Source organism: Achromobacter semiaridum (assembly GCF_053543755.1).
Window position 1 is genome coordinate 8193 of record NZ_JBLVOL010000085.1, and the last position, 21405, is coordinate 29597.

At 66.5% G+C, this 21405-nt stretch carries 15 protein-coding genes; 12 read left to right on the forward strand and 3 right to left on the reverse strand.

From position 1 onward, the window contains the following. The 4 genes from ACNPP0_RS21870 to ACNPP0_RS21885 all read left to right on the forward strand — a co-directional run. Window positions 1–822: LysR substrate-binding domain-containing protein (locus ACNPP0_RS21870; protein ID WP_448706982.1), on the forward strand; the 822-nt coding region annotated here is incomplete at its 5' end. 141 nt (window positions 823–963) lie between these two features. Beyond that, window positions 964–2157, forward strand: a complete 1194-nt coding sequence (locus tag ACNPP0_RS21875) for a CaiB/BaiF CoA transferase family protein (protein WP_448706983.1) — start codon at window positions 964–966, stop codon at window positions 2155–2157. Continuing rightward, window positions 2154–3101, forward strand: a complete 948-nt coding sequence (locus tag ACNPP0_RS21880; RefSeq protein ID WP_448706984.1) for a hydroxymethylglutaryl-CoA lyase — start codon at window positions 2154–2156, stop codon at window positions 3099–3101. Before ACNPP0_RS21875 ends, ACNPP0_RS21880 begins: the two co-directional genes overlap by 4 nt. 151 nt (window positions 3102–3252) lie before the next feature. Beyond that, window positions 3253–4239 (forward strand): Bug family tripartite tricarboxylate transporter substrate binding protein, encoded by a 987-nt coding sequence (locus tag ACNPP0_RS21885; RefSeq protein ID WP_448706985.1) that lies wholly within the window; start codon window positions 3253–3255, stop codon window positions 4237–4239. A gap of 62 nt (window positions 4240–4301) precedes the next feature. Here the strand turns inward: ACNPP0_RS21885 and ACNPP0_RS21890 are convergent, their stop codons facing one another. Then, complete coding sequence (locus ACNPP0_RS21890; protein ID WP_448706986.1) at window positions 4302–6416, reverse strand: sensor histidine kinase; 2115 nt, start codon at window positions 6414–6416, stop codon at window positions 4302–4304. Then, entirely contained in the window at window positions 6406–7068 is a 663-nt protein-coding gene (locus ACNPP0_RS21895) for a response regulator (RefSeq protein WP_332611432.1), read from the reverse strand. The genes ACNPP0_RS21890 and ACNPP0_RS21895 overlap by 11 nt, the downstream gene beginning before the upstream one ends. 310 nt (window positions 7069–7378) lie before the next feature. On the opposite strand from ACNPP0_RS21895, the gene ACNPP0_RS21900 reads away from it, so the two are divergent. From ACNPP0_RS21900 to ACNPP0_RS21910, 3 genes are all read left to right on the forward strand, one after another. Next, window positions 7379–14437: an autotransporter outer membrane beta-barrel domain-containing protein gene (locus ACNPP0_RS21900; protein WP_448706988.1), complete on the forward strand. Its 7059-nt coding sequence runs from the start codon at window positions 7379–7381 to the stop codon at window positions 14435–14437. A gap of 79 nt (window positions 14438–14516) precedes the next feature. After that, the gene (locus tag ACNPP0_RS21905) at window positions 14517–14903 is read left to right on the forward strand and encodes a DUF6152 family protein (protein ID WP_332611006.1); all 387 of its coding nucleotides are present in this window, start codon (window positions 14517–14519) and stop codon (window positions 14901–14903) included. A gap of 18 nt (window positions 14904–14921) precedes the next feature. After that, window positions 14922–15407, forward strand: coding sequence for a DUF6644 family protein (locus tag ACNPP0_RS21910; protein ID WP_332611005.1), 486 nt, complete (start codon window positions 14922–14924; stop codon window positions 15405–15407). Window positions 15408–15500: 93 nt separating this feature from the next. Here the strand turns inward: ACNPP0_RS21910 and ACNPP0_RS21915 are convergent, their stop codons facing one another. After that, a complete protein-coding gene (locus tag ACNPP0_RS21915; protein ID WP_448706989.1) occupies window positions 15501–16601 on the reverse strand; it encodes a LacI family DNA-binding transcriptional regulator in 1101 nt (366 codons plus the stop codon). Window positions 16602–16809: 208 nt separating this feature from the next. Here ACNPP0_RS21915 and ACNPP0_RS21920 point away from each other — a divergent pair, with 208 nt between their 5' ends. From ACNPP0_RS21920 to ACNPP0_RS21940, 5 genes are all read left to right on the forward strand, one after another. Further along, window positions 16810–17901, forward strand: a complete 1092-nt coding sequence (locus ACNPP0_RS21920) for a Gfo/Idh/MocA family protein (protein WP_448706990.1) — start codon at window positions 16810–16812, stop codon at window positions 17899–17901. A gap of 32 nt (window positions 17902–17933) precedes the next feature. Further along, window positions 17934–18848, forward strand: a complete 915-nt coding sequence (locus tag ACNPP0_RS21925; RefSeq protein WP_448706991.1) for a sugar phosphate isomerase/epimerase family protein — start codon at window positions 17934–17936, stop codon at window positions 18846–18848. A 124-nt stretch (window positions 18849–18972) separates the two neighbouring features. Continuing rightward, window positions 18973–20151: an aldose 1-epimerase family protein gene (locus ACNPP0_RS21930; protein ID WP_448706992.1), complete on the forward strand. Its 1179-nt coding sequence runs from the start codon at window positions 18973–18975 to the stop codon at window positions 20149–20151. Further along, entirely contained in the window at window positions 20148–20909 is a 762-nt protein-coding gene (locus tag ACNPP0_RS21935; protein WP_448706993.1) for an SDR family NAD(P)-dependent oxidoreductase, read from the forward strand. Before ACNPP0_RS21930 ends, ACNPP0_RS21935 begins: the two co-directional genes overlap by 4 nt. A 30-nt stretch (window positions 20910–20939) precedes the next feature. Next, on the forward strand, window positions 20940–21405 hold a 466-nt coding region (locus tag ACNPP0_RS21940), incomplete at its 3' end, for a CoA transferase (protein ID WP_448706994.1).

The window sequence follows — 21405 nt, forward strand, 5'->3', positions numbered from 1 at the left end:
GCCCCCCGCCAGTCGCATCTGGCGGTAGGGGCGGCCAGCAAACGCATTTCTGACCTGGAGGCTGCCCTGGGCACCGCGCTGCTGTACCGCAACGCGGCCGGGGTGGAACTGACCGACGCCGGCCAGGCCTGCCTGGTGCACGCGCTTCGTGTGTTGCAGGAAGTCGAGCAGATGACGGGCGCGCTGTCCGACTTTGCCCAAGGGGTGCGCGGGCAGGTTCGCATTGCCGCCAACACCTCGTCGCTGACCCAGTTTCTGCCCGAGGATCTGGCCGCCTTCATGGACGGACACCCGGCCGTGCGCATCGACCTGGAAGAACAGAACAGCAGCGACATCGTGACCGCCGTGCTGGAGAACCGCGCCGATATCGGCGTGTTCGCCGACCGGACGGCGGCCGAGGGGCTGACGACCTTTCCGTATCGGCTGGATGAACTGGTGCTGATCGTGCCGCAGCGCCATCCCTTGGCCTCCGAGGCGCAGGTGGCGTTTGCCGACACCTTGGCCTACGACTACGTGGGCTTGCCGCCCGCCACGTCGCTGGCCACCCGCCTGTCCGAGGAAAGCGGCCGTCTGGGCCGGGCAATGCGTTTGCGCATTCAGGTACGCAGCTTTGACGCCATCTGCCGCATGGTCACGGCCACCGGTGGCGTGGGCATCCTGCCGCGCATCGCGGCCGAGCCGCATGCGCGGTCGATGCCGCTCAAGCTTATTGCCCTGACCGACGAATGGGCGCGCCGCTGGCTGCTGCTGGGCGTGCGCGATGCCGACACGCTGACCGTGGGCGCCCGCCTGTTGCTGGCGCATCTGCGCGGCGACCACTAAGGCTGCCACCGCTGCGGGTTTGCCCGGGGTTTCTCGTTCCGGGAATACCCCTTTCCCCGATTGTCCATTCCGCCCCGCGTCGCTTCGCGGGCACACTGCCGCCTATCAATCATCAATATCAAGCGTTGCCAAGGAGGCGAAATGGCTGGGCAGATTCTTGCTGGCATCCGCGTGCTGGAGCTGGGTCAACTGATAGCCGGGCCGTTCGCCGCCAAGACCCTGGCGGATTTTGGCGCGCAGGTCATCAAGATCGAACCTCCCGGGCAGGGCGACCCGCTGCGCAAATGGCGCTTGCTGCACGAAGGCACGTCGGTGTGGTGGGAAGCGCAGTCGCGCAACAAGCAGTCGGTGTGTGTGGATCTGCGCCAACAGGAAGGCCAGGACATCGTGCGCCTGTTGGCGCAACAGGCCGACGTGCTGATCGAGAACTTCCGCCCCGGCACCCTGGAAAAATGGGGTTTGTCGTGGGACGCCCTGCATGCGCTGAACCCGCGCCTGATCATGCTGCGCATCTCGGGCTACGGCCAGACCGGCCCCAAGGCGCGCGAACCGGGCTTTGCCGCCATCGGCGAAGCCATGGCCGGGTTGCGCTACCTGAACGGCGAACCGGGCCGCGCGCCGGTGCGGGCCGGCTTGTCGCTGGGCGACACCATCGCGGGCCTGCATGGCGCGCTGGGCGTGATGATGGCGCTGTACCAGCGCGATGCGCGCGGCGGCGTCGGGCAAGTCATTGACGCGGCGCTGTACGAAAGCCTGTTCAACCTTAGCGAAAGCCTGTTGCCCGAATATTCCGTGTTCGGCGCCGTACGCGAGCCGGCCGGCGCCGCGCTGCCGGGCATCGCGCCGTCCAACGCCTACCCTTGCCAGGATGGCTACGTGTTGATCGCGGGCAACGGCGACGCCATCTACACCCGCCTGATGGCGCGCATCGGCCGCGACGACCTGGGCCAGGACGCGGCCTTGGCGCACAACGACGGCCGCGCCCGCCGCGTTGCCGAAATCGACGCCGCCATCGGGGCATGGACGCAAACCCGGCTGATCGACGACGTGTTGGCCGCCATGCGCGAAGCCGACGTGCCGGCGGGCCGCATCTATTCGGTGGCGGATATTGCCGCCGACCCGCACTACCGCGCCCGCAATGCCATCACCACCGTGCAATCGGCCGCCGGCGTGCAGGTGGAAATGCCGGCCGTCTTTCCGTATCTGTCCACCAACCCCGGCGCGGTGCGCGAACGCGCACCCACGCTGGGCGAACACACCGATGCGGTGCTGACGCAGGCGGGCTTGTCGAACGAACAACGCGACGCGCTGCGCGCCAAGGGAGTGATTGCATGAACGCCGGCCCCGCCAAGATCGAGATCAACGAAGTGGGCCCGCGCGACGGCCTGCAAATTGAAAAAGCCCTGGTCGCCACCGACGACAAGGTCGCCTTCGTGGACGCCTTGTCCGACTGCGGCTTTGCGCGCATCGAAGTCACCAGCTTCACTTCGCCCAAGGCCATCCCCGCGCTGGCCGACGCCACGGACGTGATGCGCCGCATCCGCCGCCGCCCGGGCGTGATTTACACCGCGCTGGTGCCCAACATCCGCGGGCTGGAACGCGCGCTGGAAGCGGGCACCGACGAGATGAACCTGGTCATGTCGTGCAGCGAAACACACAACCGCGCCAACCTGCGCATGACGCGCGAGCAGTCGTACGCGGAACTGTCGCAGGTGCTGGCCGCCGCCGCCCACACCGGCACGCCGTGCAACGTGTCACTGTCCACCGCCTTCGGCTGCCCCTTCGACGGGGACGTGGCCGTGGACCAGGTGCTGGACCTGGCTGCACGGCTGGCTGACGCTGGCGCCACCGGCATCACGCTGTGCGACACCACCGGCATGGCATTCCCAACGCAAGTGGCCGCCTTGTGCGAACAGGCGTCCGCGCGCCTGCCGGGCGTGGCGCTGACGGTGCACCTGCACAACACGCGCGGCATGGCGCTGGCCAACGCGATGGCCGCCTGGCAGACCGGCATCACCCGCTTTGACGCGGCGGCCGGTGGCCTGGGCGGATGCCCGTACGCGCCCGGCGCCAGCGGCAACGTCAACACCGAAGAACTGGTGCACATGTTTGCCTGCATGGGCGTGGACACCGGCGTGTCGCTGGAGCCATTGCTGGCCATCGTGCGCGGCTTGCCGGCGCTGGTGCAGCGCGATCTGAGCAACGCCTTGCTGCAAGCGGGACCACGCTTGGCAACGCATGCCGCGCCCGAGTGGCTGGCCGAGAGATTTCCGCAGTAGCAGTGATGCAGTGAAGTTCCGACGCAGTGAAGCGCCGACGCAGTGAAGTTCCGACGCAGTGAAGCACCGATGCAGCGCGGCCCCTGCCCCGCGCAGCCGTTTCATCCGTTTTTGTTTTGACCACACCTATAAAAAACCAAGGAGACATCCCATGGCATTGCCCAGCCTGCCCACCATCCTGCGCGCCGGTATCGTCGCCGCGCTCACCGTCGGCGCCAGCGCCGCCAGCGCACAAGCGGACTTTCCCAACCGCCCTGTCACGCTGATCGTGTCCGCCGCGCCCGGCGGCACCACCGACATTGCCGCCCGCCTGATCGCCCAGCCCCTGGGCGCGGCGCTGGGCCAAAGCGTCGTCGTCGAGAACAAGCCGGGCGCATCCGGCGGCATCGCCGCGCAGGCAGTCGCCCGCGCCAAGCCCGACGGCTATACGCTGCTGCTGCAATACTCCGGCTTCCAGGTCATCACGCCCCACGTAACGCCCGCCGCCGGCTGGGACCCCATCAAGGACTTTGCCCCCGTTGCCAACGTGCTGTCCGCGCCGCAAGTGGTGGTGGTGCGCCCGGACCTGCCCATCAACTCGCTCAAGGAACTGGTGTCGTACGCCAAAGCCAACCCGGGCAAGCTGAACTACGCGTCGTCCGGCAACGGCTCGCTGCAACAGGTGGCCACCGAACTCCTGAACCAGATGGCTGGCACGCAGATCACGCACATTCCCTACAAGGGCACCGGCCCCGCGCTGAACGACCTGCTGGGCGGCGCCGTGGACATGACCATCACCACGCCCCCCCCGCTGTTGGGCCAGATTGCCGCCGGCAAGCTGCGCGCACTGGCCGTCACCGGCAGCACCCGCCTGCCGTCCCTGCCCAACGTGCCCACCGCCGCCGAAGCGGGCTACCCCGACCTGATCGTGTCGTCGTGGTTCGCCATGTACGCGCCCAAGGACACGCCCGCGCCGGTCGTGGACAAGATCGCCGGTGAAATCCAGAAGATCATGAAGACGGACGCCTTCCGCCAGAAGGCAGCCGAACAAGGCGCCGAAGCCATCTTCATGGGGCCGAAGGAACTGGGCGCTTACACGCAGTCGGAACTGGACCGCTGGGGCAAGGTCGTCAAGGCCGCGAACATCACGGCGAATTGATTCGAGGTGGCGGCGTCAGGGTGGAAGGTCCGGCTGCGCAGAGGCAGCCGGCATCGTGGCGATCAACGCAGGTTTTCCAAGCACGCGCTTGGCACCGAACGGCTGGACACGCGCGTCTTTGCAACCTCACCGTAGTTCTGGGACAAAGGCAGCCACAGTTTGAACAGCGTGCCGCCCGATAGCGGCTGCCAAGCGCAACGCGCCCCTAATACCGCTACGCGATTGCGTATATTGGCCACGCCGCGCCGCCCCGGCAATGGCACCTCCGGCGGCGGCGGCATGAAGGGTCGGCCGTTGTCCTGCACGCACACCCACACGCCGACATCCCCGGCGTCGCCGGTGCCACCCGCGGCCGTCGTCGCTTCGGCGGTGGTGACGGTGATATCCGTGGCGTCGCTGTGCTTGACGATATTGGTCAGCACCTCTTGCAGGATACGCAGCACATGCAGGGCGCTTTGCGCGTCGAGCCACTGCAACGGCGGCAGGTCGCTCATCCGCCAACGCAGCGTGATTCCGGCCCCGGTCAACCGGGGGCCCATACGAAACCGCAAGGCCCCCAGCAAGGCCAACAGGTCGGCATCGGTGATTTCCAGGGAATCGATGGCGATCTTCAGGTCGTCGATGCATTCGCGCAGAACCTGAGCGATGTCCAGCGGCGCGCGCCCCAGCTCCACCTGGCGCAGCGCGCTCATCAGGGAAGACCCCACGCCGTCATGCATCTCGCTCATCAGGCGTTGGCGCTCGTTCAATAGTGTCTGCTCGCGCTCGGCGACGCGCAGGCGCTCGTGCGCCTGGACCAGTTCGCGCTCTTGGGCGGCCAGTTGCTCGGCCAGCACCGCGCGGGCGCGCGCGGCCACCGCCAGCGCGCGGGTGTAGCGCGTGAACGCGACATACACGAACAGGGTGAGCAGGCCCAGATTCACATAGGGCGTCAGGTAGATGCCTTCCATGTCCATCTTGAAGCTCTGCATGCGCAGGTCATGCCAGGCCATCAGCAAGGACACGGGCCCCCATGCGGCCAGCAGCACATTGGCGCGGCTGCGTTCATGCCAGGCGTTGGCGATGGCTGCATAGATCTGCGCCAGGGCCGGCGGCAGAATTGCCAGGCGTTGCACGGCCAGAATCCCGGGACGATCCGCCCACCAATAGGGCAACGTCGCGACGACGACGATGGCCCAGTACATCAGCAGGACGCGGCCCAGGCGCGGGCGGGGACGATGCTGCACCATGCCAAGAAAATAAAAGCCGCAGACGGGTACGGTGACCATGCCCACCAACGTCATCCACGAGAACCAGGCGAAACTCATGGCCAGGCCCGCGTCGTCCACCAGGAACAGCAAGGCTGCCAGCGCCTGTGCGACCGCCATGCAGAAGAACAGCGCGAACGGCCACGCCCCGCCGGCCGGCGCCAGGCTGGTATCGCGACGGCGGTTCGTGCGCAGCCAGATGGCGATGCCCAAGGCAAAGAATCCCAGCAACAGGAAAGAGCCACGCCAATAGGTCGGCAGCGCCGTCTGTAGAAACGTGCGCCAGCGCCAGGACGGCAACAAGTCGGCGGTCGGTCCGACCCACATCGAGGACAGCGCGCCGCCCGTATTCGGCTGGTTGGCCACGCGCACGTACACCCATGCATCCTTGTCCGGGTGCAACAGGCCAGCCACATCCACCCATAAAGGATGATTGAAATTGTTCCAGGCGCGGTCGCCGCGCGATTGCCAGGCGCGCTGTCCGTTCACGTATACCGCCAGCGTGCCGGTTGCCTGCCAGCGTGGGGCGTATAGCCGCAACTGCGGCGTCGGGAAGGCCGTGGCGGGAATATGAATCCGGTACCACTGCACCTCGGCACGGTCCGCCGATCCCGGCGCGGCTCGGGGCCACGGCGTTCGCGGCCGCGCATGCGGCAGGCGTACCGGCTGCCAGTCGGCGTCGGCGGCATTGATGGCGCTGTCCCCGGCGTCCAGTTCAGCCATCGACACCGGCTGCATCCACGCCGTGCTTGATGACGACCACATCTGCGCTTCGGTGAGATGGAGCACGGGCGACTGGGCGTGCGCCGATCCGCAAACAGCCAGCAAAAAAAACCCCAGCATCGACTTGAGCACCGCGTCCCAATGGCCGATGGCCACCCAAGGCCACGTCAGCCGGGGCCACGTCGCGCTTGGCAGTTCAGTCTTCACTGAGCCACCCGTGTCGCGCGCCCTCGCGCACCGCTTCGGCCCGCGAATTCACTTGCAGCTTGGTATAGATACGCCGCACAAAGGTCTGCACGGTGTGCGGTGAGACGCCCAAAGCGCTGGCGACTTCGTCCACCGTGTAGCCCCGCGAGACCAGGCGCAGCGTCTCGGCTTCGCGCGCCGAAGGCGATACAAGGGGCGCGCATGCGGGGGCCGCGACAGCTTCAACGGGCGCCGTTTGCGCGGTGTGTCGCAATAGAAGCTTCCTGGCCACCATGGGGTTGATCGGGCTGCCTCCGGCATGCAGGCTGCGGATTTCGGCGACCAGTTCCTGCGCGCTCAGGTCCTTCAGCACATAGCCCATCGCGCCCGCTTCGATGGCGCGCAGGACGTGCGTCTCATCGCCAAAAATGGTGCTTACCATCACCGCGCAATCGGGCCAGGCTTGCCGCGCCGCGGCAATCACATCCAGGCCGGAGCCGTCGGGCAAGCCCAGGTCCACCAGAAGCACGTCAAGCGGCTGGCGTGGTAGCAGGGACAAGGCTTCGCGCCGGTTGGCGGCCATCCACACCATGCTTAATCCCTGCGCGGTCTGGACGGCGTGCGCCAAGGCCTGAGAACAAACCGCGTCGTCTTCGACCGTCGCTACACGTATGGGACTTTGGCCGGCTGCCGATGCGCTGCCCGCGCGCGGCGGCGCTGCGTTCGTGTGGGGAGGTTGCGCCGCCTGTTCAGACCTTTGTTCAGTGTCTTTTTTTCGCATCAAGTGATCATCGGACGGCTTCGATTCATATCGAACATCGCGCACGGGGTCTCTAGAATGAGCCCCGCTGCAAGCATGAGCGGGAAGTCTGCCTTCATCGGCTGGTTCCGTCATGTCCTTAGTTCTAGGGACATACAGTGTTGCACAAGTTTTTTATGCTGCGCCAGCCACCTTAACGCTCTCTTGATAACCGGAAGACTGCATGACCAACCGCCGGGCTTACCTTCGCGTGACCACGCTTTCAGCCGCGATTGCCGGCGCCTTTCTGGGCGCCACGGCGTCCGCCCAGACGTACAACTGCGGCGGTAGCAGCGGCGGGCTGTCGTGCAACACGTCAGGCACTTCCGGGCAACCCGTCATATTCCAAGCCGGCAACTACAACCCCGTTCCGCCCATGAACGCAAGTGCCAGCGCGGACATCACGGTGACGGTCGGCGCTTCAACCAAGGCCGCGCTGGAGGTCTTGTCGATAGGCGGCAACGGCAATCCGGGCGGCACGCTGACCGGTACCGACACACAGGGCCTGACCGTGATCAACACAGGCAACCTGACGTTGCAGTCCGCGGGCGGGTCGATCGTCAGCGACGGCAACCTCTACGGGCTTTTCGCGCAGATGCAGGGCGGCAATGCCGCCAGCAGCAGCAACGGCGACTATGGCGGTAATGGCGGCGTAGCCGGCCGGTCGCAGACCGAGATCCTGTCGGTGACCAATCACGGCGACGTCAGCATCAACCTGCCCAACGTCACGGTGGCGGGGGGCGCGGCCGTGGGCGCGCTGAGCCAGGGCGGCGCCGGTAGCGGCACGACGGACGACCATAACCCCAGCGGGGCCGGCGGCCAGTCGGCGGGGGCGTCCATCGTCAATACGGGAAGCATCAAGGTCAACCTCGCGGGCACGGGCCGGTACGCAGGCATCCTGGCCTCCAGCAGCGGCGGAAATGGCGCCGACCAATACGACGGCGGCGCCAACATGGGCGGCGGCGGCGGCAGTGCCGCGGTCACCAATTCCGGCAATGTGGCATTGAACTGGGTCTGGGCCAACAACTCGGCGGCCTCGTCCGCGCTGTATGGCGTGCTGGCTCAATCCACGTCGGGCAATGGCGGCGATTCGACCGACAAGGGCCTGGGTAATGGCGGTGCGGCCGGCATCGGTGCCGCCAGCGACCTTAGCGCCAAGGTCACGCTGCTAAGCGGCGGCAACGTCAGCGTCACCCAGGGCGGCACGCCGCCGGCCCCTGGGGCGGGCGTGGCAGCCATCATCCTGGCGGGCAACGGCGGCAATGGCCTGGCCGACGAAGACGACACCTTGGGCGGCAATGGCGGCAACGCGGGCAGCATCAACGGCTCGCAGGTTCCCTTGCAGATCAACGTGACCGACGCCAGCGTTTCAACAACGGGCAGCCAGTTGCCGGCGTTGCTGGTTTCAGCGCGCGGCGGCGCCGGCGGCGGCAACTTCAACAGCGGCAGTTATCACGATCGTAATGGCGGCCTGGGGGGTCAGGCCGGGGACGCGGGGGTATGGGTGACCACGGCCGGCACCGCCATCGCCCTGTCCACCACAGGCGACCATGCCTCGGGCATTCAGACGTCGCAAGTGGGCGGTGCGGGCGGCGCGGGCGGGTACTACGGCGGCGACGCGTTGGGGTTTGGCAGCAGCAACGCGGGCAATGGCGGCAGCGGTGGCAATGTCGGCAGCCTGACGGTCAAGTTGGCGGGCAGCAAGGCCCTGCCCATTACCATCACCACCGCAGGGGACGACTCCCATGGCATCTACGCGGTATTGCAGGGCGGCCAAGGCGCTGACGGCGGCACGCTTACCGGAACGATCGGCGGCGGTTCAGGCGGCGATGGCGGCGCCGGCGGCTCCACGGGTTCGATGAACGTGACCCTTACCGGCACATCGATCTCGACGCGGGGCGCGAACGCCTTCGGCATTCTTGTGCAGAACCTGGGCAATGACGGCGGCACCGCCGCGTCCGCGACAGGGACTGACGTCCAGGGGGGCAACGGCGGTAACGGTGGCTCGACGGGCTCGGTGACGATATCGACGGATGCAAACACGGCCATATCGACGCAGGGGCAAGGCGCGCCCGGCATCCTGGCGCAAACCGCCAGCGGCGCCGGCGCCAACGGCGGCAATGGCAACGGCCAGTTGAGCGGCGTGGACGGCAGCGGTGGCAACGGTGGCTCGGCGGGCGCGATAACCGTGGCCAACGCCGGCGCGATAACGACCGCCGGCACGGACTCGGTCGGCCTCATGGCGCAGTCGCTGGCGGGCGCGGGCGGCGCCGGGTCGGTGGACTACGGCATTTTCTACAGCAAGGGCGGCACGGGCGGCGCAGCCGGTTCAGCGGGCGTCATTACCGTGACGAACACCGGCGCCATCAACACCAGCGGCACCATGGCGATGGGCGTCCTGGCACAGTCCATCGGCGGCAGCGGCGGCGCGGCGGGAAGCGCCGGCGGCCTGGGTGTTTCGCTGGGTGGCGATGCCACCACCAATCCGTTCGAGTCCAATGCCAACACGGTGACCGTCAATGCGTCCGGAACCATCACCACGACGGGGCTGTCCGCGATAGGTGTCCTGGCGCAATCCATCGGCGGCGGCGGCGGCGCGGGCGGTGCTACGCAGGGGCTGATCAGCGTTGGCGGCACCGGCGGCAAAGGCGGCTCGGGCGGCACAGTGATCGGCACGCCCACCAACCTGACACTCGGCACCAGCGGCGACAACGCACATGGCTTGGTCGCCCAATCCATCGGCGGTGGCGGCGGCAACGGGGGCAATGCCAGCAGTTTTGGCATTTTCCATTCGGTTGCCGTTGGCGCATCGGGCGGCGACGGCGGCACGGGCGGGTCCGTCGTGCTGAACCTGAACAATTCCAATATCGTCACCCAGGGAACCAAGGCGGCAGGCCTGATCGGCCAGTCCATCGGTGGTGGCGGCGGCACGGGCGGGCAGGCGTTCGCTTATAGCGTCGGCCCGCTGGCCACGGTAGCCGTGGCGGTGGGCGGACAAGGCGGCACCGGCGGCGACAGCGGCGTCGTCAGTTCGCAGATGGTGGGCGGCAGCATCAAGACGGGCCAGACCTCGCGGCTGGTCAACGGCACCTGCGCCGACCCGTGCCTGACGGCGAACGCGCAGCCCATCGATTCGTTTGGCGCCGTCATCCAGAGCATAGGTGGCGGCGGCGGCCTGGGCGGTAATGCCACGGCGAAGGCGGCGGCAATCGGGATCCCGGTGACTGAAGCCGGCACACAGGTTTCGATTCCTGTTTCGGTGGCGGTCGGCGGCACTGGCGGTATCGCCGGTGATGGCAACTACGTGACCTTTGCCGCAGCGCAAGGCGCACAGATCGAAACCAGGGGCCAGGGCTCGCACGGTGTGTTGATCCAGAGCATCGGCGGCGGCGGCGGCGCGGGCGGCGACTCGTCGTCGCTGGCCGCTGCGCTGGATTACGGCGGTACGGTGCCCGAAGGCGCGTTCTCTTTATCCTTGAATGTGGCCGTGGCCGTGGGTGCGGACGGCGGCGCTGGCGGCAACGGCAATTCGGTGTGGAGCGCCCTGGGGGGCCTGGTCAACGTATCGGGCGGGCAAGCGACGTTCACGGCCGATCCGGCCGGCACCGCAAGCAGCTCAATCGCAACCTACGGCGATTATGCCAACGGCATCACCGCGCAATCGATCGGGGGCGGGGGCGGCAACGCCGGCTTCGGCAGTGCAAACACGCAAGATTTCGGCACCGGGTCCGTCCTGACGGCCAGCATCGGCTTGGGCGGTTCCGGCGCCGGCGGCGGCAATGGGGGCCTGGTCCAGGTGGAGGTCTTGCCCACGGGGCAGATCCAGACGGCGGGATCCGGCGCCATGGGCGTACTGGCGCAGAGCATTGGCGGCGGCGGAGGTGCGTCACAAGGCGGTTCCTATAACTTCGTTGGCCTGGCCCTGCACGTATCACCGTCGTTCGACGTCAAAGTGGGCAAGACGGGCGGGGCCGGCGGCGCGGGAGGCGCCGTTGGGGTGACGGTCGGCGGCAACATCGCCACCTACGGCGGTGACGCCGCGGGCGTGCAGGCGCAGTCCATCGGCGGTGGTGGCGGCCAAGGGGGATCGGCGGGGTCGGATGGTTCCGCGGACAATCCCATCGTGTCCATTCTTGATGGGCGCGTCGATGCCAAGGACGTGCTTCAGGATGCGTACCAGAAGCTCTTGAAAGAGAAGCCGCCCAACTATCAGCTCAACCTTAATCACGATGTATCGATTGGCGGCGCGGGCGGCGCAGGCAATACCGGTGGCACGGTCACGGTGAATCTGGATCCCACGGGCACGATCACCACCGCGGGCGATTGGTCTGCGGGGATATTTGCCCAGAGCATCGGCGGCGGCGGTGGTAAAGGGGGCGGCGCGCTTGCAACGGGCTCGGGCTGGGTGGATCCGACGAAAGTCGACGTGAACTCCAACTTCAGCGTGGGCGGCGATGGTGGCAAGGGCTCAACCGGCGGCAGTGTGACGACGGCGCTCAATGGCGGATCGATTGCCACCAGCGGCTATGGCGCGGCCGGCATCTACGCGCAGAGCGTGGGCGGTGGCGGCGGCCATGCCGCGGACGGCTCGGACGGCTTTTTCGGCACCCTCGCCGTCGGGGTCGGCTACGGCGGTTCGGGCGGTGGCGCGGGCAATGGCGGGGCCGTCACCCTTTCCACCGCTGCGGGCGCCCCGGCCAACATCACGAGCATCGGCACGCAAGGCGAAGCGGCGTTCGGCACGGTGCTGCAATCGGTGGGCGGTGGCGGCGGCTTCGCGGGTGCGGGTACCAGTGTGCGGGTTGCCGTGGCCGACGATCCCATACCGGCCATCAAACTGACGACCGGCCAAGCCCAGAATACAAGCGAAGGCAACGGCGGCGCCGTGACGCTGCAAGACAACGGCGCCCTGCGCATCACGACGCAGGGCAACAACGCGTTTGGGGTGCTGGCGCAAAGCGTGGGCGGCGGCGGCGGGATCGTCATCAACTCGCAAAATCAACAAGCGACCGCCGGCATCAACACCAGCATTTTCGGTAGCGCACCCGAGCCCGGCGCGCAGGCTGACGGCGGCACGGTGACTGCAAGTCTTGGCGCACAAAGCTGGATCAAGACTTTCGGGACCGGATCGCATGGCCTGGTCGCCCAATCAGTGGGTGGAGGCGGTGGTTTGGTCGGTCTGCCGGGCACCGCGCCCACCCTCACTGTGGATGCAAGCCAAGCCGGTTCCATATCCCCGGGCAACGGGCAAGGCGGCAACGTCTCGGTGACCAACAACGGCATCATCGCCGTGACGGGCGCCGGCGCCATCGGGATCCTGGCGCAAAGTGTCAGCGGGGCCGGTGGCCTGAAGCTGGCGGCGGATGGGAATACCGTCTATGCAGGATCGGGCACTTCGGGAATGCTCAGCAACGCCACCGTCAACGTCACGGTCGGCGCCAATGCAAGCGTCTCGTCAACGGCGGTCAACGGCATCGGCATCTTCGCGCAGAACGCCAATGGAAACGGCGTGACCCTCACCATTGACGGCAGCGTTACCGGCGGCTCCGCCTCGCAGGAAGCAACCGCCATATGGACGGACAGCGCGGCCGACAGCATGATGAACATCGCCGGCACGGGCTCGGTGGTCGGCGCCACCGCGGTCTGGGCCACCACCGGCCTGATCAATATCAACAACGCCGGCCTGTTGATGGGCAACGTCTACCAGAACGGCGGCGGGATGACGAATACCGGCACCTTCTCGTCCGGCGCGCAATACGTCGGGACATCGCTGCAAAACAACGGCCTGGTTGCGCTGGGCGGACGCGAAGGCACTTACTGGGGTTACGACCGGACCCGTTTCATCGCCACGAGCTTCAACACCACTTACACGCAGTCCGCGCAGGGCACCCTCAAGGTGGGGGCCGACTTCGACAAGATGGCATCCGACTTTGTGACCATCAACGGGCCCGCCACCCTGGACGGCAAATTGCTCGTGGCGCCGCTTGCGCTGTTGCCGAATCGGGAACTGGCCGTACTGAACGTCAATGGCGTGCAGAGCGGCGCCCTGACCGCATCGGATTCCCCGGTGGTTGACTACGAAGCGCGCCAGGATGGCGGCACGACCCACGTGCGCTCTGTCGGCGCGAACTTCAACGCGGATTCGATGCAGTTAAAGCGCAACGCGACGGGTCTGGCCAGCCATCTGCAACGTGATTGGGATCAAGGCGGGTCCGCCGAACTTGCCAAGCTGTACGCGGTGCTGGACGCGGCCTCGCGCCAAGGCGCCGGCTCGTACCAGAATCGCCTGTCGGACCTGTCGCCCGGCGTTGCGCTGGCGCCCGCCGCGCAGATGCAGTTGGGCATGGCGCGCTTTACCGGCGCGATGATGTCCTGCCCGACGTTCGTGGGAGACGGCCCGATGACCAAGGAGCAGGATTGCGTCTGGGGGCAGGTCACCGGGCGCAATACCAACCAGGACGGCGGCAACGGCTCGTCGGGATTCTCGCTGGACAGCGTCACGTACCAGCTGGGCGGCCAGCGGCGGATTGCGCCGGACTGGTATCTGGGCGGCTCGTTCGCCTACCAGAACTCGCATCTTCGTGGCGACGATCGACGCGTCACCGGTTCCGGCGACACGGGGTATGCCGGCCTGGTGCTCAAGCGCGAAGCCGGGCCTTGGACCATTTCGGGCGCGCTGGGCGCAGGCTATGGGTCGTATGACCTGAACCGCAATCTGGCGATTCCCAACTTCAAGTCGCAAGCCACGGCCAAGCCCGACGTGTACAGCTTCGGCGCGCGCATACGCGTGGCCAGGACCTTTACCGACGGCAACGTATACGTGAAACCCTATGTGGATCTGGACGCGACCTACTCGCGCATGTCCGGCTACGAAGAGTCGGGTGACGCCCTGCATCTGAAGGTTGCCGGGAGCGATCAGATGGTCTTCGGCCTTGCCCCCACTTTGGAAGTTGGCGGACGCAGCGAGCTACCGCAGGGCGCCGTGTTGCGGCCGTTTGCCTACGCAGGCGTGTCCCTGCTGTCGGAGGATGGCTGGAAGACCAAGTCCAGGCTCGCCGGCGCCCCTGACAGCGCGGGCAGCTTCACCACCACGATGCCCACCGACAATGTGGTCGGGCGCATCGGCGCGGGCTTCCAGGTCACGCACGCCACCAAGCTGGACTTCAGGCTGCAATACGATGGCGAGTTCGCGTCCCGGGGCAACAGCCATTCGGGATCGCTGAAGATGGCTTACCGGTTCTAGAGTTATGCTTGGCTCACCGGCCGCCACCCCGCATTGCCGGGCCATGGCGACGGCCCAACCGCAACCCAGGAGCATCGACATGAAGCTATCGAAGCGCGCGTTATTGGCAGGGCTGGCGCTATCCGCGCTGTGGGCGGTGGCCCCCGCGGCCATGGCGCATCACGGCTGGTCATGGGCGGAATCCGAACAGATGACCTTGCAAGGCACGGTCGAGCAGGTGCAGGTCGCGCCGCCCCATCCCACGTTGAAGGTGCGGGCCGATGACGGTATCTGGGTGGTCGAACTGGGCAATCCCACCCAGACGAAGGAGGCAGGATTCGTCGAGAATTCCGCCAAACCCGGCGACGCCATCACCGCCATCGGCAACCGCGACCAGGACGCCGGCAACAAGCGCATGAAGGCCGTCCAGATCATGGTGGGCGGCAAGACTTACGACATCTATCCCAGCCGCATCAAGAAGCCTTGAACGCCACGGCTTTCAGCCATGCCTGAACTGCTTCGGCTGGCGCTGGAACAGCTTTCGGCCTTGCCCCCGGCGCTGTGGCTGCGACGGTCAGGAACGCTTTATCTACTGGTCAACGCCGCCCATATCGGGGCTATTGGCGTGCTGATCGGTTCTATCATTCCGCTGGACCTGCGGCTGCTGGGCGTCCTCAAGCCCACTTCCTTGGCGCTTCTGGCGCCTGTGCTGGCGCGCACCGCCGCGTTCGGCCTTGCGCTGGCCGTGCTGACCGGCGCCACGCTGTTCACCGTGCGGGCGCAGGAATACCTGGAAAACCCGGCATTCGTGGTGAAGATGGGCCTGTTGGGCGCGGGGGCGATCAACGCCTGGCTGGTGCGCCGGAGCGCGGCATGGGGAAAGGTCTTACAAGGCGGCCGCCCGTCCGGCGCGCTGCGCTGCCAGGCCGCCGTCTCGCTGCTGCTATGGACGGGCTGCCTGGTAGCGGGCAGATGGATAGGGTTTCTGTAGACCGGCGTTCGTCTGGTGTCGAAGATCATTGAAGGAAAATCGCCGGCCCCGGCCCCGGCCCCGGCCCCTGCCTTGCGCGCCGCTGCGCAGCCATCACGGCTCTGGAATATTTTCCCGAAAGATGACCTGAAGCCGCGGCAGGTAGCTGGGTTCGGGCGCGCCCTTCACGGCCGCCACCAGCAGCTTGACGATCTCGCGCGCCTCGACGCGCGGGTTCTGGTCGATCACGGCGTCCATGGTGCGATCCAGCAACAGGCGGCGCGTGGCTTCCGTGAGGTCGTGGCCCACGAAGACAATGCGCTGGGCGGAGGCTGCCTGACTCGAACGGGCCTCGCTTGCCCAACCCTCGGCCGGCCGCGCCTCAGCCGGCCGCGCCTTAGCCGGCCGCGCCTCTTTCAGTGCCCGCGCGATGCCTTGATTGCCGGCGCCGATGTTGTAAATCGCGTGCGGCGGCTCTTTGCGCAGCAGGTCCTGCGTGACGGCAAAGGCGCGGTCGCGGTCGTCACCGATTTCCAGAATGTGGGCGATGCGCAGGTGCGGGAACTCTTCGCTCAGCAGCGAGCGAAAGCCCATCTCGCGTTCTTCGTGGCCGCGATACGCCAGTGACCCCACGAACACCGCGACCCTACGCTCCGTGTGCTGTGGCAGAAACCGGCCCAGCAACAGCGCGGCCAGGCGGCCCGCGGCGCGGTTGTCGATGCCCACATAGCCCAGGCGCGCCGAGATCGGAATGTCCGACACCAGGGTGCTCACATGCACGCCGCTGTCGCGCAGCGCCATGATGGCGTCGCGCACTTGTGGGTGGTCCAGCCCGACCAGGCCCACGGCCTGCGTCTGCTCGCGCAGCTCGTAGAGCTTTTGCGCAAGCTTATTGGCGTCGAATCCCTCGATCAGATGCAGGCGGGCCCGCACATCGGGGCGGGTGGCGGCTTCTTCCAGCAGGTGCCGACCCAACGCGGTCATGAAGCTGTTGGTGCCGGCGGGCAGAACGAAATCGACCCGCACATCCTGGCTGGCGGCATCGGCGCCCTGGACGAAGTAGCCGAGGCGATTGGCGATTGCCAGCACGCGGTCGCGGGTCTTGCCGCGCACGCCGTCGCGGTCGTTCAGCACCCGGTCCACGGTGGCGGTGGACATGCCGGCTTCACGGGCAATGAGGGAAATGGTGGGGCGCATGCGGGAGAAGGCTCTCAAGACACCATCAGGACGATGGTAGCGGGGCGATCATAACCCATCATTTGCAATCATTCTGGATCAAAAAGGTAATGTTGCTGCCCTATAAGCGCCATCCACCTTTACCCCTGATTGTTTTGATGTGATTATCGCGGCTCAATAACATCAAACACCGCACGGCAGGATGCCAGGCAGTCGACAGTGCATACCAAGCCGGCAGGAGGAGCACATGTCGCACCCTACCCTGGTGCCCGACCCGCCCATTCGGGAACGGCGCTTTCGCATCGGCTGCATCGGCGCCGGCATGATCATGGCCGAGTGCCATCTGGCGGCCTACCAGCAGGCCGGCTTCACGGTGGCGGCGATTGCATCGCGTACCCGCGGCAAAGCGGCCGCGGTCGCCGAACGCTACGGCATCCCGCTAGTGCATGAGAATCCGCTGTCCCTGATCGCCGACCCACAGATCGAGATCGTGGACATCGCGTATCCGCCCGACCAGCAGCCCGCGCTGATTCGCGCCGCCTTGCGCGCCCCGCACGTGCGCGGCGTGCTGGCGCAAAAGCCGCTTGCCCTTTCGCTGGACGAAGCGCGCGCCTTGCGCGACGAGGCGCGGGCCGCCGGCAAGATCCTGTCGGTCAACCAGAACATGCGCTACGACCAATCGATGCGCACGCTCAAACAACTGCTTGACCAGGGCGTGCTGGGCACCCCGGTGTTCGCGCAGATCGACATGCACGCCATCCCGCACTGGCAGGATTTCTTGCGCGGCTATGAGCGGCTGACGCTCTCGAACATGAGCGTGCATCACCTCGATGCCCTGCGTTATCTGTTTGGCGAGCCCACCGAGATCACCAGCATCACCCGCCCCGATCCGCGCACCGAGTTCGCGCATCAGGATGGGCTGGTCAGCACGACGCTACGCTTTGACAACGGCCTGCTTGCGCTGTCGCTTGAAGATGTGTGGGCCGGCCCGCGAGCCGAGGGATACCCCGACGACCAGCACATCCGCTGGCGCGTGGAAGGCACCGAGGGCGGCGCGCGCGGCACCATCGGCTGGCCCACCGGCGAGCCGTCGACCCTGAGCTACGCCTCGCGCGCGGCCCAGGGCCATACCGACGGGCGATGGGTCACTCCCACGTGGGACACGATGTGGTTTCCGCATGCCTTCATCGGCGTGATGGAGCAGTTGCAGTACGCGCTGGCCAGCGGCACCGAGCCTGCGTTGAGCGTCACCGACAACGTACGCACGATGGCGCTGGTCGAGGCCGCGTATACGTCCATCGCCGAAGGCCGCACAGTACGGCTGCCGGCTGTTGAATAACCAGACAGAAAAAACAGACGGAGACAAGCATCATGATCCAGACCGGAATCTTCTCGGGTTACTTTCCCTATGAGCTGGAGCGCACCGCCAAGGTGATCCGCTCGCATGGCTTCAACACCGTGCAGCTGGACCTGCATTTCAAGGACATGGAGCTCGGCCCGGGGCAGCTGACCGCGCAGAAATGCACGCAGATCCGCGACACCTTCCGCCACTACAACCTGCCGGTGTCCTGCATCTCGGCCTACACCAATATCGTTCATCCCGATCCCGCCGAGCGCCAACGCCGTAACGGCTATCTGAAAGAGATCCTTACGCACGCGCGCCAGCTGGGTTCGCCTTACGTGATCTCGGAAACCGGCACGTTCGCCACCGACAGCGACTGGGTGCATCACCCCAGGAACAAGACCGAGGAAGGCTGGGACCAGTGCCGCGCGGTGATCGCCGAGCTGTCGCAACATGCCTATGACCATGGCGCGGTGTTTTTGCTTGAGACCTACGTGAACAACGTGGTGGGATCCGTCGAGGAAACGCTGCGCATGTTCGCCGAGGTGGATCACCCTGGCCTTGGCCTCTTGATGGATCCGACGAACTACTTCGAAGCGCACAACATCGACCAGATGGACCGCACGCTCAATCAGGTGTTCGACGCGCTTTCCGACAAAATCTGCATCGCGCATGCCAAGGACGTGAAGCGTTCGGGCGATGACAAGTCGGAAAAGCACAGCGACATCGGTGACGACGGCGCGGCCGAAAGCCATACCTTCCGTGGCGTGGGCGAGATCGAGCTGCCGGCACCGGGCCTGGGCGCGCTCAATTACGACCTTTACCTTCAGCGCCTGGCGAAGAAGCATCCCAACATTCCCATCATCATCGAGCACTTGACCGAAGACGACGTGCCGCGCGCCAAGCGCTTCCTGGACGAGCGGCTGCGCGCGAACGGCCTGTAGGCCGCCTGGCGCAACAGCGGCGCACCGCGAGGCACCATTCCATTAGGCCCGTGGCGCGCCGCGAACACGATTCTGAACACCGACACCGGCAACCGCGCACCCGCGCCTTTGCCAGGGAGAACTCATGCCTGACATTTACGGAACCTGGATGACGCGCCGCGACGTGGAGGCGCGCACCGGGCAGCTTGCGCAGTTTGCCGGCGTACGCCTGATGACGCTGGACGACGGGTTGGAGCGCGGTATCCGCATGCTGGAGTTCCGCAGCGGCACGGGCCTGCGTTTTACGGTGCTGGTGGATCGCGCGATGGACATCGCCGATTGCGAATACCGCGGCTTCGCCATGGGATGGCAGTCGCCGTCGGGCTACCGCCATCCCGGCCTGCATGACTATGAAGGCGAAGGCGGATTGGGCTGGATGCGCTCGTTCTCGGGCCTCATGATCACGTGCGGACTGGACCACATTCTATTCATGTACGACGCACCGGCCGACAACTATGTGTATGGCCCGCGCAAGACCGCCAAGCAATCCATCCATGGCCGCGTGGGCACCATTCCGGCGCGCCTGACCGGCTACGGCGAACGCTGGGACGGCGATCGCTGCGTGCTGTGGGCAGAGGGCGTCGTGAGCCAGGGCACCGTGTTCGGCGAGCACCTGGAGCTGCACCGCCGTATCGAGATCGAGGTGGGCACCAACGACATCCAACTGTCGGATCGCGTGGTGAACCGCGGCTTCTACCGCACGCCGCACATGCTTTGCTATCACATCAACCTGGGCTATCCGGTGCTGGACGCCGACTCGCGCTATCTGGCGCCGATCCGCGATGTGGTGTGGGCCGCGCACGAGCAAACCTACCGCAAGCAGGGCGTGGGCTACCGCCGCATGCCGGCGCCGCAACTGGGCTTTCATGAGCAGGTGTGGCAGCACGAGATGGCCGCCTCCGCCGACGGTAGCGTCCCGGTGGCCCTGGTGAACGACAAGCTGGGCCTGGGCATGCAGGTCAGCACCTTCAAGCATCAATTTCCTTGCCAGTATCAATGGCAGAACCTGCAATCGGGCCAGTATGCGATGGGCATCGAGCCGTCGACCAACCATGTGCTGGGCCAGGGCGCGGCGCGTGAGCGCAGCGAGCTCATCTGGCTTGAGCATGGGCAAGAGCGCCGCTACGACACCACGTTCAGCGTGTTCGGCTCGCCCGCCGATATCGCGGCATGCGAAGCACGCATCCGCGCGATCGCGGTGCAGCCCGAGGCCGATTATCCGCCGTTGTCGGGGCGCTTCGCGCCCATCGCGGGGCGCACATGAGCGCGCGCTTCTCTTTGCAAGGCCGTCGCGTGTTGGTCACGGGCGCGGCGGGCGGCTTCGGTGTGGACACTACGCTTGCGCTGCTGGAAGCGGGCGCCCGCGTGATCGCGCTGGACAACCACGCCGGGCATATCGATCGCTTGCGCAGCACCGTGCCGGCGCGGCTTTCCGACCACCTTCACATCGTGCAGGCCGATCTCGCGGACGCGGGCGCGCTGCAATCGCAGCTTGAGCAGCTGACCGCCCAGGGCCCGATCGATGTGGTCATCAACAACGCGGCGATCTACCCGTCGCGCCCCTTCGAGGAATACAGCGACGCAGAGCTGGCGCGCGTGCACCGCGTGAACGTGGAGGCGGCGATTCAGATCATCCGCGCGGCGCTGCCGGGCATGCGCCAGCAGCAATGGGGCCGCGTCATCAACATCTCGTCGATCACGCTGTCCGGCGGCTGGGAAAACCTGCTGCCCTACGTGCAATCCAAGGGCGCGATGGTGGGCGCCACGCGCGCATTCGCCCGCGAGTTCGGCAAGTGGGGCATCACGGTCAACGCCATCTCGCCGGGCGCGTTTCCCACCGACGCCGAGAAGATCCACCCTGATCCCGAGGGCTACAACCGCATGGTGCTCGAACGCCAGTCGGTGAAGCGCCGCGGCCACGCGGGCGACATCGCCGCGGCCATTATTTTCCTTGCCTCGGACGAGGCGGGTTTCATTTCCGGACAGACGCTGGCGGTTGACGGCGGCTGGGTCATGCATTGAGGCGCATCGGCGCACGCAAAGGGTAGAAGCATGAGTATTCTTTCTGGCTACAAGGTTCTGGACTGCTCCATCGCCATGGCGGGGCCTTTCGCGGCGCAGCGCCTGGGCGACCTGGGCGCCGACGTGATCAAGATCGAGCCGCCCACCGGCGAATGGCAACGGCACGCGCCGGCCGGCGGCATCACGGGCAACAAGATCAACGTGTCCTTTCTCTCGCTGAACCGCAACAAGCGCTCGCTTGCGATCGACCTGAAGAGTGCCGGCGGCAAAGAGATCATTCAGAAGCTCGCGGCGCAGGCCGATGTGTTTATCCAGAACTACCGTCCGGGTGTCGCCGGCCGTCTGGGTGTGGACTACGAGACCCTGTCGGCGCTGAACCCGCGCCTGATCTATGTATCGATGTCGGGCTTCGGCGAAGACGGCCCCTATGCCACGCGCCCCGGTCAGGACCTGCTGTTGCAGGCGATGTCGGGCGCCATGCTGTCGTCGGGGGGGG